Origin of the sequence: Brachybacterium subflavum (assembly GCF_009299795.1) — a bacterium.
GTDB lineage: Bacteria > Actinomycetota > Actinomycetes > Actinomycetales > Dermabacteraceae > Brachybacterium > Brachybacterium subflavum.
On sequence record NZ_VIGP01000002.1, the window covers coordinates 95154 to 110352 of the forward strand.

Genomic DNA, 15199 nt, shown 5'->3' on the forward strand with positions numbered 1-15199 from the left:
CTCCCGCACCTCCGGACGCGCCCGCCCGCTGCGAGATGAACTGCACGCCCGTCCGGACGGAGCCCGCCGTGACCCTCCCCATCGCCCTCGCGGTCGCCGCGATCATCGTGATCTGCGCGACCGACGTGATCGCGCCGCGCGTGCGGACCGCGGCACCCCTGATCCTCGTGGGCATCGGGATCCTCGTCTCCGTCATCCCCGGGGTGCCGGCCGTCGAGATCGAGCCCGAGCTGATCCTCGAGGTGATCCTGCCGCCGCTGCTGTACGCCTCCGCGGTGCGGATGCCCGCGATCAGCTTCCGCCGCGACATCTACCCGATCAGCGCTCTCTCGATCATCCTCGTGATCACCTCCTCGCTGGCGCTCGGGGGCCTCTTCGCCTGGCTGATCCCGGGCGTCTCCTACGTGTGGGGCGTGGCGCTGGGCGCCGTGCTGAGCCCGACGGACGCGGTCGCGACCTCGATCATCCGCGGTGGGCGCGTGCCCGGTCGAGTGGTGACGATCCTCGAGGGCGAGAGCCTGCTGAACGACGCGACCGCCCTGGTCATCCTGCGCACGGCCATCGTCGCGACGGCCTCCGGGTTCTCGCTCGCGGGCGCGCTGGGCTCCTTCGCCTGGTCGCTCGTGGTGGCGATCATCATCGGCGCCCTGGTGGCGGCCGTGAGCTTCGCGGTGCGCAAGCACATCGAGAGCGCGACCGTGAACACCGCGCTCACCTTCACGCTGCCGTTCATCGCCTCGGTGCCCACGGAGATGCTGGGCAGCTCGGGTCTGGTCGCGGCGGTGGTCGCGGGACTCATCACGGGCACCCTCGATCCGCGGGTGCTGCCGCCGCGCCACCGCATGTCCAGCGCGGAGAACTGGGCGAGCATCCAGCTGCTGCTCGAGGGCTTCGTGTTCCTCACCATGGGCCTGCAGATCACCACCGTGCTCGAGTCCCTGCACGCGGACAGCTTCGGGATCCTCGCGGGCCTCGGCCTCACCGCGCTCGCGCTCGTGGTCACCCTCGCCGTGCGCTCGCTGCTGGTGCGCACCCTCCTCAAGCGCCTGCGGCGCTCGCGCGTGCGCGGCGAGGCGATGAACGAGCGCATCGAGGCGATGCAGCGCATGATCGACGCGGGCGAGGAGATCCGCATGCCCCGGCGCGGAGGCCCGCGCCGGGGCGAGTCGGTGACCGTGAAGAACACCGAGCTCTTCGCGACGAGGCTGCGCCGCGCCCGCGCGGACTCCGGCTACTACTCCCGCCAGGACCTCGGACGCAGCGAGGGCATGATGCTGGTGTGGGGCGGGATGCGCGGCGCCGTCACCGTGGCCGCCGCCCAGACCCTTCCCGCCTCGGTCCCCCACCGCCCGCTGCTGGTGTTCGTCGCCTTCGCCGTCGCCACCCTCTCCCTGCTGATCCAGGGCGGGACCGTCGGCAGGCTCGCGAACCGCCTCTTCCCGGCCGGAGAGGCCGACGCCGAGGCCGAGGAGTTCGATCGTCGCCAGCGCGAGGCGATCTTCGACCTCCTCGCCGGCGCCGCGGCCGCAGCCGGAGGCAGCAGCACGATCGGCACGGCGGACGGCGAGCGCGGGATCGACGGCGAGGGAGTCGACGAGAGCGGGCCGGACGAGCGCGGGCCGGACCAGCGCGGGGCCGACGAGAACGGGTCGAGCCGGCCCGGGGACGGCGAGGTCCCGGCCGGGCACGACGGCGGGGACGAGCGGAACGGGCGATCGGGCGCCGCTCCCGACCGCGACGGCTCTCCCGGTCACCGCCCCGACAAGGCGGAGATGCTGCGGATCCTGAGGGCCCAGCGCAAGGCCCTCCTGGACGCGCGCGATGACGGGCTGTTCGACGCGGAGATGATCGAGCACGTGCTCGCGACGATCGATGCCGAGCAGATCTCCGTGGAGATGCGCGGCGCCCCCGTCGACTGATCTTGTCCGCGCGACGGGCTCAGCCGCCCGCCACCAGCATCGCCGCGACCACGAGCATCGTTCCGGCGACCAGGGCGTCCAGCACGCGCCAGGCGCGCGGGCTCGCGAGCGGGCCGCTGAGCGCCCGGGCGCCGAACCCGAGCGCCGAGAACCACAGCGCGCTGCCGGCGACGGCCCCCAGGGCGAACTGCCAGCGCTCGGCCCCGTGCGTCGCCGCGACCGAACCCAGCAGGAGCACGGTGTCGAGGTACACGTGCGGGTTCAGCCAGGTGAGCGCGAGCGCGGTGAGCACGACGGCGATCCTCCCGCCGCGTCGGTCCGACGGCCCCTCCGCCTCGAGCGCCTCGCCCGTCGGCCGCAGTGCCCGACGCGCGGCGAGGAGCGCATAGCCGACGAGGAACGCGGCGCCCGCCCACCGCGCCACCTGCACCAGCTGCGGCGCACCCGCGACCAGCAGTCCGAGACCGCCCGCGCCGGCGCTGATCAGCGCGACGTCCGAGAGCGTGCAGACCACGACCACGGCGAGCACGTGCTCGCGGCGCAGGCCCTGGCGCAGCACGAACACGTTCTGCGAGCCGATGGCGACGATGAGCGCGAGGCCCGTGAGCAGGCCGTGGAGGGAAGCAGGCATCCTTCGACGCTACGAGCTGCACATCTGAAGCACCAGCGAGGATTGCTGATGCAGATGTAGCGTCGCTTCATGAGCTCCGATCCCCTCAGCGTCGAACCCGTCAGCGACGATCCTGTGCACGCCGCTCCTGCCCGCGTCGACACCGTCCGCATCGATCCCGTCCTCGCGCAGACCCTGGCCGTGGTGGTGGACGAGGGGTCGCTCGAGGCGGCGTCCCGGCACCTGCATCTCACGCCGTCCGCGGTGAGCCAGCGCGTGCGCCTGCTCGAGCAGCAGCTGGGGCGCCGTCTGCTCGTGCGCTCCCGGCCGGTCGGCGCCACCGCGGCCGGGCAGGCGGTGATCCGCTACGCGCGCCGCCACGCGCTCATCGAGCACGAGGCGCAGGAGGCCCTCGGCCTCGAGGGAGAGGCCCAGGCGCCCCGGGTCTCGGTCGCGGTGAACTCCGACTCCTCGGCCACCTGGTTCATCGAACCGCTGGCGGCGTTCGTCGCCGCGCACAGCGTCCAGGTCGAGGTGCTGAGGGAGGACCAGGACGCGACCGCGCGGCTGCTCGAGAGCGGCGCCGCGATGGCCGCCGTGACCTCCTCCGCGCAGCCCTCCCCCGGCTGCTCGGTGACGGAGCTGGGCAGCCTCGTCTACGAGGCGGTCGCCGCACCGCGGTGGTGCGAGCGCTGGGGCGCGGGCTCCGACGGGGCGTCGGCCGATGTCCTCGCCCGCGCCCCGCGCATCGACTTCGACCGCACCGACCAGCTGCAGGCGCAGTGGCTCCGCGCGCACGGCGTCGACCCGGCGGCGGCTCCGCGCCACCTGATGCCCTCGACGCACGATCTCGCGAGCGCGGTCGTGGAGGGGATCGGCTGGGCGATGATGCCGCTGCAGCAGTCCGTGCCGCTGCGCGAGGCGGGCGCTGTGGTCGCCCTGGGCGGCCCCGAGGTCGCGACGCCGCTGTTCTGGCAGGCCTGGCGCACACCGCCCGTGCTGCTGCGGGACCTGGGCGAGCACGTCGAGGCCGCCGCCCGCCGCGAGCTGCGCTCGGCATAGGCTGGTCCGCGACCCCGCCGCGCCAGGAAGGACCCCTCCATGCCCCTCTCCGCCCCGACCGCCGATGAGCTCGAGCTGCTGCAGGACGAGGCCGTGCGGATCACCCGCGACCTGATCCGCATCGACACCAGCAACTTCGGCGGGAACAGGGGTCCGGGAGAGCGCGAGGCCGCCGAGTACGTGGTCCGCGAGCTGCAGGAGGTCGGGTACGAGCCCGAGATCATGGAGTCCGAGCCCGGGCGCGCGAGCGTGGTGCTGCGCATCCCCGGCGAGGACCGCGAGCGCGGCGGCCTGGTGATCCACGGTCACCTCGACGTCGTGCCCGCGAACGCCGAGGACTGGAGCGTCGACCCCTTCGCCGCCGAGGTGCGCGACGGCGTCCTCTACGGCCGCGGCGCCGTGGACATGAAGGACATGGACGGGATGATCCTCGCGCTCGTGCGGCACCTCGCCCGCACCGGGCAGAAGCCGCCGCGGGACCTGGTCATCGTCATGTTCGCCGACGAGGAGGCCGGCGGCGTGCTCGGCTCCCGCTGGATCGTCGAGCACCGTCCCGACGTGTTCGAGGGCTGCACCGAGGCGATCAGCGAGGTGGGCGGCTACTCGATCACCGTCCCCGAGAAGGGCACAGGCCGCGACGTGCGCGCCTACCTGCTGCAGACCGCCGAGAAGGGCTACGCGTGGATGCGTCTGCGGGCGCACGGCCGGGCGGGCCACGGCTCGGTCCCCAACGACGAGAACGCGATCGTGCGGCTGTCCCGGGCGATCGCCGCGATCGACGCGCACGAGTTCCCCTTCGAGTACATCGCGAGCGTGCGCACGCTCTTCGACCAGGTGGGCGAGATCAGCGGGCGCGCGTGGGACGAGGCTGATCCCGGGGCGTTCCTGCCGCTGCTGGGCGGTGCGCGCCAGTTCGTCTCCGGCACCCTCTCGGACACCGCGAACGCGACCACGCTGCGCGCCGGGTACAAGGGCAACGTGATCCCACAGACCGCCGAGGCAGAGCTCGACTGCCGCTTCCTCCCCGGCCACCAGGACGAGCTGCTGGCCCTCATCGACGAGCTCTCGGGACCCGACGTCGAGATGATCGTGGACACCCTGGGCATCTCGCTCGACGCGCCCGACGACACCCCGTTCGTCGACGCCATGCACCGCGCGATCCTCGCCGAGGACCCGGGGGCCGAGCTCCTCCCCTACTGCCTGAGCGGCGGCACGGACAACAAGCAGCTCGCCGGGCTCGGCATCACCGGCTACGGCTTCGCACCCCTGCAGCTGCCCGCGGACCTCGACTTCGCGCCCCTGTTCCACGGCATCGACGAGCGCGTGCCGGTGGACGCGATCCGCTTCGGCGCCCGCGTGCTGCTGCGGCTCGTCTCGGACTGCTGACGGGGCGGTCGGCTCAGAGCGCCGCGCCGAGGACCATGCCCGCCGCGGCGGCCGCCGAGCCGACGACGAGCGAGCCCAGCAGGTTCCCGAGCGCGTAGAGCACGCGGCGCTCCTGGAGGAGCCGCGCGGTCTCGACGCTCGCGGTCGAGAAGGTCGTGTAGCCGCCGAGGAACCCCGCGCCCAGCACGACCTGCAGCTCGGGGCTCAGCAGCTGGGCGCCGAGCATCCCGGTGACGAGGCCCAGCAGCAGCGAGCCGCTGACGTTGATGAGCACCGTCCCCCAGGGCATGGCGCCGGAGATGCGGGAGCGGATCAGTCCGTCGGCCACGAAGCGCGCGACCGCGCCGACGCCGCCGGCGAGGCTGAGGAGGACGAAGACCGCCGGGCTCATCGGACGGCCCCCTCGGTGGGCTGAGGCGTGCGGCGGGAGGCGACGAGGATGCCGGCGGCCGCGCAGAGCACGCCGAGCACCACGCTGACCAGTCCGAAGGCGATCCCCATGAGGACCTGACCGCCCGCCATGAGCTGATCCGCGGCAAGGGCGAGCGAGCTGTACGAGGTGAAGCCTCCCATCACCCCGGTGCCGATGCCCAGGCGCAGCGCGCGGCGCACGCCCTGGTCGGGCCCGCTGCGGGCGAGGGCCTCCAGCAGGACGCCGAGCAGGAAGGCTCCCACGAGGTTGATCGCGAACAGGGCGATCGGCACTCCCCCCAGCTCGGGGACGGCGAGGGTCAGAGCCTCCCGGGCGGCCGTGCCGGCGGCGCCGCCGACGAGGACCAGCGCGATCGAGCCGGGCCGCAGGTGCAGGGGCCGGATGCGGGCGCGTGGGAGGAGATCGGGAGCGAGGGTCGCCTCGCCCGGGATCGGGTCGCGGGAAGGGCCGGGAGGGTTGGGGCTCTCGGCGTCGGGATCGAGCGGGATCTCGGGGTGCGGGTCCTCGGGCCGAGAGCCGGACCGGGCGTCGGGTCGGGTCACGGGTCACTCCTGTTCAGAGACGGGCGGACGCGTGCGGCCGCCGGAACCCGGGCGCGCGAGCGCGGCGCTCCGGGAGCGAACAGGGACCGTTGTCGATCGTCGAGGTTGGGTACGGCGGGCCCCACCGCCGTGCCGACGGACCCGAGGGCCGCCGACGCGCTCCATTGAACGCCGCGCACGGCGGGCTGGGCAAGTCGCGCGCGCTGGACGCAGCACGTCGCGGCCGGCGGGCGGGGCGCCTCGCGGCCGCTGCGCGCGGCACCTCGCGGCAGCCCCGTCGTCAGTTCCGACCCGTCCCCCAGGCCTCCTTGAGCCGGGCGACGTGGTCGCCGAGGATCTCGGCCATGTCCACCGAGGAGTCGATAAGCCATTGCAGCTGCAGTCCGTCCATGAGCGCCACCGTCTCGCGGGCGATCCGCTCCACCGGGGCGTCCTCGCGCACGTCGCCCTTCTCCTGGTCCAGGCGCAGGCAGCGCGTCAGCGACTCCATGACGGCCTCGAAATGGCCGAGCATCCACTCGTGCGCGGGGTGGTCGGGCGTGGTCGCCTCGCCCGTGACCGTGGCGTAGAGCAGCACGATCTGGCGCCGCTGCATGTTCAGGCCGGCCACGCGGACCAGGTGGTCGAAGGCGGACCAGGGCGTCGACCCCTCGGGCGGCATGGGGTCGCTGTCCACGGCGTCACGATGGGCGAGCACCGCCCCCAGCAGCGCCTTCTTCGAGGGGAAATGATGGGCGAGACCGGACGGGGAGATCCCCGCGGCCTCGGCGACCTGCGCCATAGAGGTCGCACCGAAGCCCTGACGGGCGATGAGGTCCACGGCCGTGCGCAGCGCCTGCTCGCGGACGACCGCGGAGTCCTGGCCTCTCGGCCTGCCCGGGCGCCGACGGACCGGGCGCTGCACGGCGCCCTTCCCCTCCGCGGTGCCGAGCTCGTGGGCGGCGTCGTCTCCCGCCGCAGCGGTCGTCGGCCCCGCGGTGCGCGTGGTGTGGTCGGTGTTCATGGGCTCCCCTTCGGCGCGGATCTCCATCGACCCGGGACGAGAGCGGGCCGGTGCGATCGTGCCGCACCGGCCCGTCCTCAATGGTTCACGCCTACTATTTCACGCCGCGGATGAACATCGTGAGCACGGCGCCGATCACGCCGGAGATCGCGGCGGCCACGAACAGGACCGTGAAGTCGGTGCCGCCGCCGATCCGCGCGAGGAGCACGCCGCCCAGGGCGGGAGCGATCGACTGGGGCAGGGCGTTGGCCATGTTGAACACGCCCAGGTCCTTGCCCGATGTCCTGCGGTCCGGCAGCACCTCGAAGACGAGCGCGAGGTCGACGGCGAGGTAGGTCCCGTAGGCGAGGCCCATGATCGCCTCGCACAGGAAGAACCCGCCGACCGAATCGACGTGGGCGAGCATGTAGGTGCCGAGGCCGAAGACGAGGATCGATCCCGCCACGAGCACCTTGCGCCGTCCGATCCGATCGGAGATCCAGCCTGCGGCGAGCCCGGCGACCATGGACAGGACCGTGTAGATGGTGACGCCGGTGGCGACCGCGGTCGCGGCCGCTTTGTCCTCGAGCCCCAGGTGGTTGGTCATGAACAGCACGCGGAAGCTGATGAAGAGGTAGGAGGCCAGGATGATCATGAACCGGCCCCACCAGGCCAGCCCGAAGTCCGGGAACCTCAGGGGGTTCGTCCAGAACGAGGTCACCAGCTCGCGCAGGTTGAACGGGTAGCGGTTCTGCTTGAGCACCGGATCAGGGATCATCAGCGCGTAGACGGTCACCAGCAGGAAGCCGAGAACCGCCGGGATCATGAACAGACCCACCATGGTTCCGCCGAAGAACGAGGCGAGCCAGGTCGCGGCCATGATGGCGGAGTTCTGGGCGATGCCCACGATGCCGGAGACCTTGCCGTACTGCTCGTCGGGCAGCTGATCGGCGAGCGAGGCCGTGTACGCCGCGTATGCCATGTTCGCGCAGGCCTGCGCGATGAACCAGCCTGCGGCCAGCACCACGACGTTCGGCGCGAGCGCCATGATGAGGATCGCCGCGCACATCGCGAGGGCTCCGCCGATGATCCACGGCCGGCGCCGCCCCAGACCGGAGCGCGTGCGGTCCGAGAGCCGCCCGCCGAGGGCGTTGAAGATGAGGGCGGCGATCGCACCGGGGGCGAGGGCGGCGGCCGCGATGGAGGCCTGCTCCGCCGGGAGATCCGAGAGCGTGCGGGCCTTCATCTGGACCGACACGGTCGCGGGCCCCATCAGGGCGACGAACAGTCCGAACTGGCCCAGGAAGATCCCGAGGACGTACCAGACCGGTTTCTTCTGTTCGGGCCTGATGCCCATGGCGGGCACGCGCAGCCGCGGACCGAGGATATTGGGGCTGCCCTTCGGATCGACGGTCGGATCGACCTCGAGATCGGGTGCGGCTGTGGACACGGGAGACTCCTTCGTCATGTCCGTCGGGCGATGCTCACGACGGGGTGCGTGCGGTCCGTGCGACCGCCCCGAAAGTATTAGTTGGTATGCACTATTTTGTCGACCCGCATCCTGCCGCGCGGATGGCGCGTCATCCGGGCCGGCGCTCTGAGCTGGGGCTCCGGTCAACCTCCGTGCCGCACGTCACAGCGACGCACAGTCACGGCGAGGGCCCCACGGGCTCCGTGCGCAGGACGAGCCGATCCCTCCCCGGTCGCGCAGCGGCTCGACCACCCACGCCCGCCCTCACCGCGCTAGGCTCGTCGGCGCGTGACACGGGGTGCCGCCGACGGCGGCTGAGAGCAGACCCGTCGAACCTGATCCAGTCAACGCTGGCGTAGGGAATGTCCGAGGCTGCGGCCGGGCTGTCGAGGATCCTCGACGACCGCGCGGCGCGATCGGCTCCCCGCCCCGACGAGAGGAGCCCGATGGCCCCCGCATCCCCCGTCTCCCCCGCAGACGGCGCCCACGACGCCGCCGATCCGGACGTCGACCCAGTGGTCGGCCAATCCGCCGGCCGCGCCGCGGCACCCGTCGACGCCGCCCGTCTCGCCCGGCGCTCCGGAGATCTGCTCGGTGCCGTGCGCGATCGCGGTCCGCTGGTCCATGCGATCACGAACTCCGTGGTCACGAACGTGACGGCGAACGCGGTGCTCGCGATCGGCGCCGCCCCCGCGATGGTCGACATCGTGGGCGAGGCCGGCGACTTCGCCGCGATCGCCGACGGCCTGCTCGTCAACCTCGGCACTCCCGCACCCCAGCAGTGCGAGGCCATGCGCGAGGCCGTCGGCGGCGCCCGCAGCTCGGGCACGCCGTGGGTCCTGGACCCGGTGGCGATCGGATCGCTGCGCGTGCGCACGCCTCTCGCCGCCGAGCTGGTGACCCAGGGACCGACCGCCGTGCGCGGCAACGCCTCGGAGATCCTCGCCCTCGCCGGCGAGGGCAGCGGCGGCCGCGGCGTCGACTCCTCCGACCCGATCGACGCCGCGCTGGCGGCGGCGACCGGGTTGGCGCGGACCCACGGCACGGTGGTCGCGATCTCCGGCGAGCGCGACCTCATCACGGACGGGAGCACCCTCGTGGAGGTGTCCGGCGGCAGCGCGCTGCTGACGCGGATGACCGGAGGGGGCTGCGCCCTCGGCGCCGTGATCGCGGCCTTCCTGGGCGCACGGGACGACGGGGACTCCGCGCTCGAGGCGGTCGTCGCCGCGCACGCGGCATACTCCCTCGCCGCCGAGCGCGCGGCCTCCGGGGCCGACGGCCCGGGCACCTTCGCGCCCCGGCTCCTCGACGCCCTCGCCGCGATCGTGCCGGACGACCTCGCCGCGCCGGAACGATTCCTCGTCCGCCCCGAGGACCAGGTCGGCGGCGAGGCCGCATGAGGCCCTCGAGCGAGGACCTCGGCCTGTACCTCGTCACCGATCCCGCGCAGTACGGCGCTCGCGGGATCGTGCGCACGGTCGAGCTCGCCGTCGAGGGCGGCGCGAGGATCGTGCAGCTGCGCGAGAAGCACGCTGACCTCGCCGAGCACGTGCGCCTCCTGGAGCGCCTCGCGCGGGTGATCGACGGGCGCGCGCTGCTGGTGGTGAACGATCGCGTCGATGCCGCCCTGGCGGCGCGCGAGCGCGGCATCCGGGTGGACGGCGTGCACCTGGGGCAGGGCGACGAGGACGTGCGACGTGCGCGCGACCTGCTCGGGCCCGACGCGATCATCGGGCTCAGCGCGAACACCTCGGAGCATCTCGAGGCCGTGGTCGCGCTGCCGGACGGCACCGTCGACCACGTGGGCATCGGGGCGATCCGCGCGACCGCCACGAAGGCGGATCATCCGTCGCCCCTCGGCATCGGGGGCTTCGCGCTCCTCGCGGCCGCCTCGCCGGTGCCCAGCGTCGCCATCGGCGGGATCACCGCGGCCGATATCCCGGACCTGCGGCGCGCGGGCGCCTCGGGCTGCGCGGTGGTCTCGGCGCTCTGCGCGGCCGACGACCCCCTGCGGGCGGCACGGGCGCTCAGCGCGGCCTGGGACGGGGCCGCATCAGCTCACTGATCCTTCGGCGTCCTGCCCTCCCACAGGGCATGGAAGTGGTGGAGCGGTCCGTGGCCCCGCCCCACGTCGAGCTGGTCGCTCGCGGCGAGCGCACCGTGCAGGTACGCCTTGGCACCCCGCACGGCGTCGTCCACGGGCAGGCGCGGCAGCAGCGCGGCGATCGCCGCCGAGAGCGTGCATCCGGTGCCGTGGTCGTTGCTGGTCCCGATCCGCGGGGCGGGCAGCTCGAGGATCCCCTCACTCCCGCACAGCAGATCGGTGCTGGTGGGCGAGCCCTCGAGATGACCGCCCTTGAGCAGAACGCGGCGCGGGCCGAGGGCGAGCAGGTCGTGCGCCCGCCGACGCATCTCGGCCTCGCTCCAGTCCGGCTCCTCCCCCAGCAGCACCGCGGCCTCGGGCAGGTTCGGGGTGAGCACGTCGGCCAGCGGCACGAGCTGCTCGCGGACGGCGTCGACGGCGTCCTCGTCCAGGAGGCGGTCGCCGCTCTTGGCGACCATCACGGGGTCCAGCACGATCCTGCGCGCCCCGTGGCCGCGCAGGCGCTCGGCGATGACCTGCGTGATGCCGACGTCGGCGACCATCCCGATCTTCACGGCGTCCACCCGCACGTCCTCGAAGACGGCATCGATCTGCTCGCCGACGAACTCCGGGTCGAGCGCGGCGACCCCGCGCACTCCCTGGGTGTTCTGGGCGACGACGGCGGTGACCACGGCCATCCCGTAGGCCTCCTGGGCGGCGAAGGCCTTGAGGTCGGCGTGGATGCCGGCGCCTCCCGTCGGATCGGTCCCGGCGATCGAGAGCACGTTGGGGACGCGGTCGACGGGGAGCGCGTCGGCCGCGGTGACGCGGGGGCTGGTGACGCTGGGGACGGGCGCGCTGGGGATGGGGTCGCTGGAGCTCACGGTGCCTCTTCCACGAGGCCGGCGGGGAGGGCGCGCAGAGGTCCCGTCCCTGCGCCGGCATGATCCGGATCAGGTGCTCAGGGTCTCCACGCCGTCCTCGCCCAGCGCTCGGGCGCCTCGCGTGACCAGTGGATTCTCAGCCCCTTGCCGGGACTCCCCTCGGTGCCGCTCACGCTAGCAGGGAGGGGCCGACGACGGGGCGGGCGACCGCGCTGCGCGCGCGCAGCGCGGCCTCGGTGTCGGCCGCGGCGAGATCGGCGTTGATGTGGGCGCCGGCGAGAGCGCCCGCCGCGGCCGCGGCGCCCACCTGGGCGGTCGGGTCGGAGAGGTTCCCCGCGACCCAGACGCCGGGCACGTCGCTCGCCCCGGCCGCACCGGAGGGCACCTTCGCGCCCATGCCGGGGATCTCCTCGGCGCGCAGGCCGAGCCCCTCGAGGCCGTCGAGGCGCGGGGTCATGGTGGTGGCGACGGCGAGCACGCGGCGCGGGACCACCTCGCCGTCGGCCAGGCGCACACCGGTGATGCCCGTCGGCCCCTCCCCGATGACCTCGGTGACGTCCTCGTCGACCACGCGGATGCCCCGCGCGGACATCCTGGCGCGGGTCCGCGCGTCCAGGGCGGTGCCGCGCGCGAAGTAGACGATGTCGTCGCTGAGCTGTCGGAACAGCCAGGCCTGATGGGCGGACATCGGGCCCGAGGCGAGGATCCCGATCGGCTCGTCGCGCACCTCCCAGCCGTGGCAGTAGGGGCAGTGGACGACGCCGCTCCCCCAGTGCTCGGCGAGGCCCGGGATCGCCGGGAGCTCGTCGCGCACGCCGGTCGCGACCAGGAGGCGCCGGGCACGCAGCGCGCGGCCGTCCTCGAGGACGACGTCGAATCCTCCCTCGACGCCGTCGACCGGCCAGTCCGGCCGCACCGAGGCGACCCGTCCCCGCACGACGGTGCCGCCGTACCCCTCGACCTCCTCGCGACCTCGGGCCAGGAGCTCGCCGGGCGGAATCCCCTCCCGGCCCAGCAGGCCGTGGACGCCCTCGGCCGGGGCGTTGCGCGGGTCCCCCGCGTCGATCACCAGCACGCGGCGGCGGGACCGGGCGAGCATGAGCGCACCGTTCAGGCCGGCCGCGCCGCCGCCGATGACGATGACGTCCGCCGTGGGATCTGCGGCGCGATCCGCCGTGGGATCTGCGGTGCGATCCGCCGTGGGATCCGCGGTGCGATCCGCCGTGGGATCCGCCGCGCGGTCAGCAGTCCGCGCCACCGTGGGGCCGGTGGCCTGGTCCGCCGTGCTGAGATGGGTGTCCATGGGTCCTCCTGGTGGCCCGCTCGGGTGCGGGCCGATCGATGTGCTCGACATCGACACTAGGCACGGTTTGCCCTTTCGGCATACGCTCTTGCTCATGACGCAAGAAGATGGGGCGATCGAGACCCTCGTGCGCAAACGGATCCGTGCTCTGCGCCTCTCGCGCGGGTGGTCGCTGGACGATCTGGCGCAGCGGGCCCGGATGAGCCCGTCGACGCTCAGCCGGATCGAGGGCGGCACGCGACGCCTCGCCCTCGATCAGCTGATCACACTGGCCCGCGCCCTGGACACGACCCTGGACGAGCTCGTGGACTCCGGCACCGAGGATGTGATCTCCAGCCCCGCCCTGGACGGCCCCGGAGGATCGATGCGCTGGTCGATCCGCGGCCAACCGGATCTCTCCGTGATCCGGCAGCGGCTCACGGAGCCGCCCACCGCGCCCTCCGCCATGCGGGCGCACACGGGACGGGAATGGTTCGTGGTGCTCTCGGGCACGGCGACGCTGCTGCTGGGAGACCGTCGGCTCCGGGTCGAGAAGAACCAGGCGGCAGAGTTCCCCACCATGCTTCCGCACGCGATCGGCGCCGAGGGCGGCAGGCCCTGCGAGGTGCTGGGCGTCTTCGACCGGGAGGCGCGGCGCGAGCACGGCGGGTCCCCGTCGGCCCCGGCGGGCTGAGCGTCCCGATCGCCGGAGACGCGAAGACCCCCGCCCGTCGCCGCAGAAGCGAGGAGCCCCGCCCGGCATGCGCCGGACGGGGGCTCGAGACGGAGCGCGAGGCTCCTGGCGGAGCGCTGGGCCCCGGGGCGGCGGTTCTTACTCGCCGTCCTTCTTGCCGGTGAGGCCGTTCAGGGCACCCTTCACGGAGTCCTTGACGTCCTGGACCTTGTCCTCGAGGCCGGCACGCGTCTGCTGCGCCTTGCCCTCGGACTCGGCCTCCTTGTCGCCGGTGACCTTCCCCAGGCCCTCCTTGGCCTTGCCGCCGAGCTTGTCGGCCGTGTTCTCGAACTTCTCATCCGCACTCATCGGTGCCTCCCTCGCTGTCGGATGTCCTGCTCGTACCCTTCCGAGTATAGGGACGCAGACCGGACGGCGGGCGGGTTCCGCCTGGCCAGCGCCTGAACGCGGTCGCGCCCCGCCTCCCGCCGGCGAGGGCGGGGGACGGGGCGCGGTGCACGCGCTGCGTGCGACTCCCGGAACGAGGCGGCGGGCGGACCCGCCCCTCAGCTCAGGAGGAGGTTCAGGCCGGCTGGATGTTGGTCGCGGTCAGGCCGCGATCCGTGCGCTCGGTGTCGAAGGAGACCTTCTGGTCCTCCTCGAGGTTGCGGTAGCCGGAGCCGGCGATGTTGCTGAAGTGGGCGAAGACGTCGGCCGAGCCGTCGTCGGGGGCGATGAAGCCGTACCCCTTCTCGGAGTTGAACCACTTCACGGTGCCTGTAGTCATGCAGTCTTTCCTTCGGTGTGCAGAGAGCAGATGCCCTCTGTGCGGTCACGACGAGATCTCCGCCGTGCGCCCCCACGGCGGACCGGACCCGAGGGTTGCGGTTCGTCATGGGGAGAACGTGGGGATGGGGCGAGTCGCCTCATCCGGATGAGCTGCCGAGTGCGCTGCGGAGGTCCTCCATGGACCTGCGACGCCACGGTCGGTTGCAGGGGGTGATGGTGCTGCGGGTGAAGATGTCCTGACGGTCGGCCGTGCGCTCGATCGGCGCTGTTGTTTCGAGCGTACCCGATGGATCCGGATCGCACGAGGGGTTTGCCGCGTGGATCATGCCGAAGATTCCCCGCGGCGTCCGCACCTGCCCCATCTCGCTCGCCCTCATGAGCGCGCACCGCCCCGTCCAGGCCCGATGGGTCCGGGACATCGACACCGCCGCCGGCCCCACAGCGGGACGTCAGATCAGCGCACGGGAGATCTGCATCGCAATGGGGGCGATCAGGTGACCGCCGACCTCGATGACGAGCCACGAGAGGCTGGTGCTCACGCCGATGATCGCCGCCGCCCGCCGCCGCCCGCGCAGCAGCCCCGCGACTCCCCGTCACGGACCCGGTCACGGTCACGGTCACGGTCACGGTCACGGTCACGGTCACGGTCACGGTCACGGGCTGAGCGTCACATGCCCGCTGCCGCCACCGCGGTGACGATCGCGCTGAGGATCTGGCCGCCCACCAGTGTGAACAGCCATGATGCGCTGACGGAGACGCCGACGATCGCTGCCGTGCGGCGGCGCCCGCGCTGGAAGAGCGCGACGGCCCCCAGCACCACGGACACCAGCGCGACGAGACCGAGCATGATCGTCGGCACCCAGATCAGGAGGGTGAAGCTCGTGCCGAACTTCTGCGCGAGGAAGGGGATCAGCACGTTCATCCCGGTGCGCAGGGTCGAGAGGGCGATGAGGAGGATCGCGACGATCAGCGACGCCATGCCCAGCGGGTTCGACGCCTTCGCCGCGGTCGGCGCGGACGAGATCGGAGCGGACGGGGACGGTGCGGCAACGGAGCACGGGTATTCAGGCTGGGCCATGGAGC

At 73.1% G+C, this 15199-nt stretch carries 16 protein-coding genes and 1 riboswitch; of the genes, 6 read left to right on the top strand and 10 right to left on the bottom strand.

Annotated features, from left to right (window positions below; translation table 11 throughout):
* Positions 1–68 precede the first annotated feature (68 nt).
* Positions 69–1919: a cation:proton antiporter gene (locus FHG10_RS04230; protein ID WP_193636194.1), complete on the top strand. Its 1851-nt coding sequence runs from the start codon at positions 69–71 to the stop codon at positions 1917–1919.
* 19 nt (positions 1920–1938) lie between these two features.
* Here FHG10_RS04230 and FHG10_RS04235 read toward each other — a convergent pair whose 3' ends face one another.
* Positions 1939–2550, bottom strand: coding sequence for a LysE/ArgO family amino acid transporter (locus FHG10_RS04235; RefSeq protein WP_152352104.1), 612 nt, complete (start codon positions 2548–2550; stop codon positions 1939–1941).
* 69 nt (positions 2551–2619) lie between these two features.
* Here FHG10_RS04235 and FHG10_RS04240 point away from each other — a divergent pair, with 69 nt between their 5' ends.
* Both FHG10_RS04240 and FHG10_RS04245 read left to right on the top strand, forming a co-directional pair.
* Positions 2620–3591 carry an ArgP/LysG family DNA-binding transcriptional regulator gene (locus FHG10_RS04240; RefSeq protein WP_152352105.1) on the top strand — a complete coding sequence of 324 codons (972 nt, stop codon included), beginning with the start codon at positions 2620–2622 and terminating at the stop codon, positions 3589–3591.
* Between the two features lie 39 nt (positions 3592–3630).
* On the top strand, positions 3631–4977 hold the full coding sequence (locus FHG10_RS04245; protein ID WP_152352106.1) for a M20/M25/M40 family metallo-hydrolase: 1347 nt from the start codon (positions 3631–3633) through the stop codon (positions 4975–4977).
* A 13-nt stretch (positions 4978–4990) separates the two neighbouring features.
* Here the strand turns inward: FHG10_RS04245 and crcB are convergent, their stop codons facing one another.
* The 4 genes from crcB to FHG10_RS04265 form a co-directional block, all read right to left on the bottom strand.
* Positions 4991–5368: a fluoride efflux transporter CrcB gene (crcB, locus tag FHG10_RS04250; protein WP_152352107.1), complete on the bottom strand. Its 378-nt coding sequence runs from the start codon at positions 5366–5368 to the stop codon at positions 4991–4993.
* Positions 5365–5952 carry a fluoride efflux transporter FluC gene (locus tag FHG10_RS04255; RefSeq protein ID WP_227488026.1) on the bottom strand — a complete coding sequence of 196 codons (588 nt, stop codon included), beginning with the start codon at positions 5950–5952 and terminating at the stop codon, positions 5365–5367. The genes crcB and FHG10_RS04255 overlap by 4 nt, the downstream gene beginning before the upstream one ends.
* A 280-nt stretch (positions 5953–6232) precedes the next feature.
* Positions 6233–6955 carry a TetR/AcrR family transcriptional regulator gene (locus FHG10_RS04260; protein ID WP_152352108.1) on the bottom strand — a complete coding sequence of 241 codons (723 nt, stop codon included), beginning with the start codon at positions 6953–6955 and terminating at the stop codon, positions 6233–6235.
* A gap of 94 nt (positions 6956–7049) precedes the next feature.
* The gene (locus tag FHG10_RS04265) at positions 7050–8384 is read right to left on the bottom strand and encodes an MFS transporter (RefSeq protein ID WP_193636195.1); all 1335 of its coding nucleotides are present in this window, start codon (positions 8382–8384) and stop codon (positions 7050–7052) included.
* 305 nt (positions 8385–8689) lie between these two features.
* Positions 8690–8785, top strand: a riboswitch (TPP riboswitch).
* Between the two features lie 66 nt (positions 8786–8851).
* Between FHG10_RS04265 and thiM the strand changes: the two genes are divergently transcribed.
* Positions 8852–9805 carry a hydroxyethylthiazole kinase gene (gene thiM / locus FHG10_RS04270; protein ID WP_152352110.1) on the top strand — a complete coding sequence of 318 codons (954 nt, stop codon included), beginning with the start codon at positions 8852–8854 and terminating at the stop codon, positions 9803–9805.
* Entirely contained in the window at positions 9802–10470 is a 669-nt protein-coding gene (gene thiE, locus FHG10_RS04275; protein WP_152352111.1) for a thiamine phosphate synthase, read from the top strand. The genes thiM and thiE overlap by 4 nt, the downstream gene beginning before the upstream one ends.
* On the opposite strand, the gene thiD is transcribed toward thiE, so the two are convergent.
* Complete coding sequence (gene thiD, locus FHG10_RS04280; protein ID WP_319803199.1) at positions 10464–11372, bottom strand: bifunctional hydroxymethylpyrimidine kinase/phosphomethylpyrimidine kinase; 909 nt, start codon at positions 11370–11372, stop codon at positions 10464–10466. The two genes, thiE and thiD, sit on opposite strands and share 7 nt — an antisense overlap.
* A 169-nt stretch (positions 11373–11541) precedes the next feature.
* A complete protein-coding gene (locus FHG10_RS04285) occupies positions 11542–12675 on the bottom strand; it encodes an NAD(P)/FAD-dependent oxidoreductase (protein WP_152352112.1) in 1134 nt (377 codons plus the stop codon).
* A 94-nt stretch (positions 12676–12769) separates the two neighbouring features.
* On the opposite strand from FHG10_RS04285, the gene FHG10_RS04290 reads away from it, so the two are divergent.
* Positions 12770–13348 carry a helix-turn-helix transcriptional regulator gene (locus tag FHG10_RS04290; protein ID WP_152352113.1) on the top strand — a complete coding sequence of 193 codons (579 nt, stop codon included), beginning with the start codon at positions 12770–12772 and terminating at the stop codon, positions 13346–13348.
* 138 nt (positions 13349–13486) lie between these two features.
* Here FHG10_RS04290 and FHG10_RS04295 read toward each other — a convergent pair whose 3' ends face one another.
* From FHG10_RS04295 to FHG10_RS04305, 3 genes are all read right to left on the bottom strand, one after another.
* Positions 13487–13696, bottom strand: coding sequence for a CsbD family protein (locus tag FHG10_RS04295; RefSeq protein ID WP_152352114.1), 210 nt, complete (start codon positions 13694–13696; stop codon positions 13487–13489).
* 214 nt (positions 13697–13910) lie between these two features.
* Positions 13911–14114 (bottom strand): cold-shock protein, encoded by a 204-nt coding sequence (locus FHG10_RS04300; RefSeq protein WP_152352115.1) that lies wholly within the window; start codon positions 14112–14114, stop codon positions 13911–13913.
* A gap of 669 nt (positions 14115–14783) precedes the next feature.
* On the bottom strand, positions 14784–15194 hold the full coding sequence (locus tag FHG10_RS04305; RefSeq protein ID WP_152352116.1) for a hypothetical protein: 411 nt from the start codon (positions 15192–15194) through the stop codon (positions 14784–14786).
* Between the last annotated feature and the right edge of the window lie 5 nt (positions 15195–15199).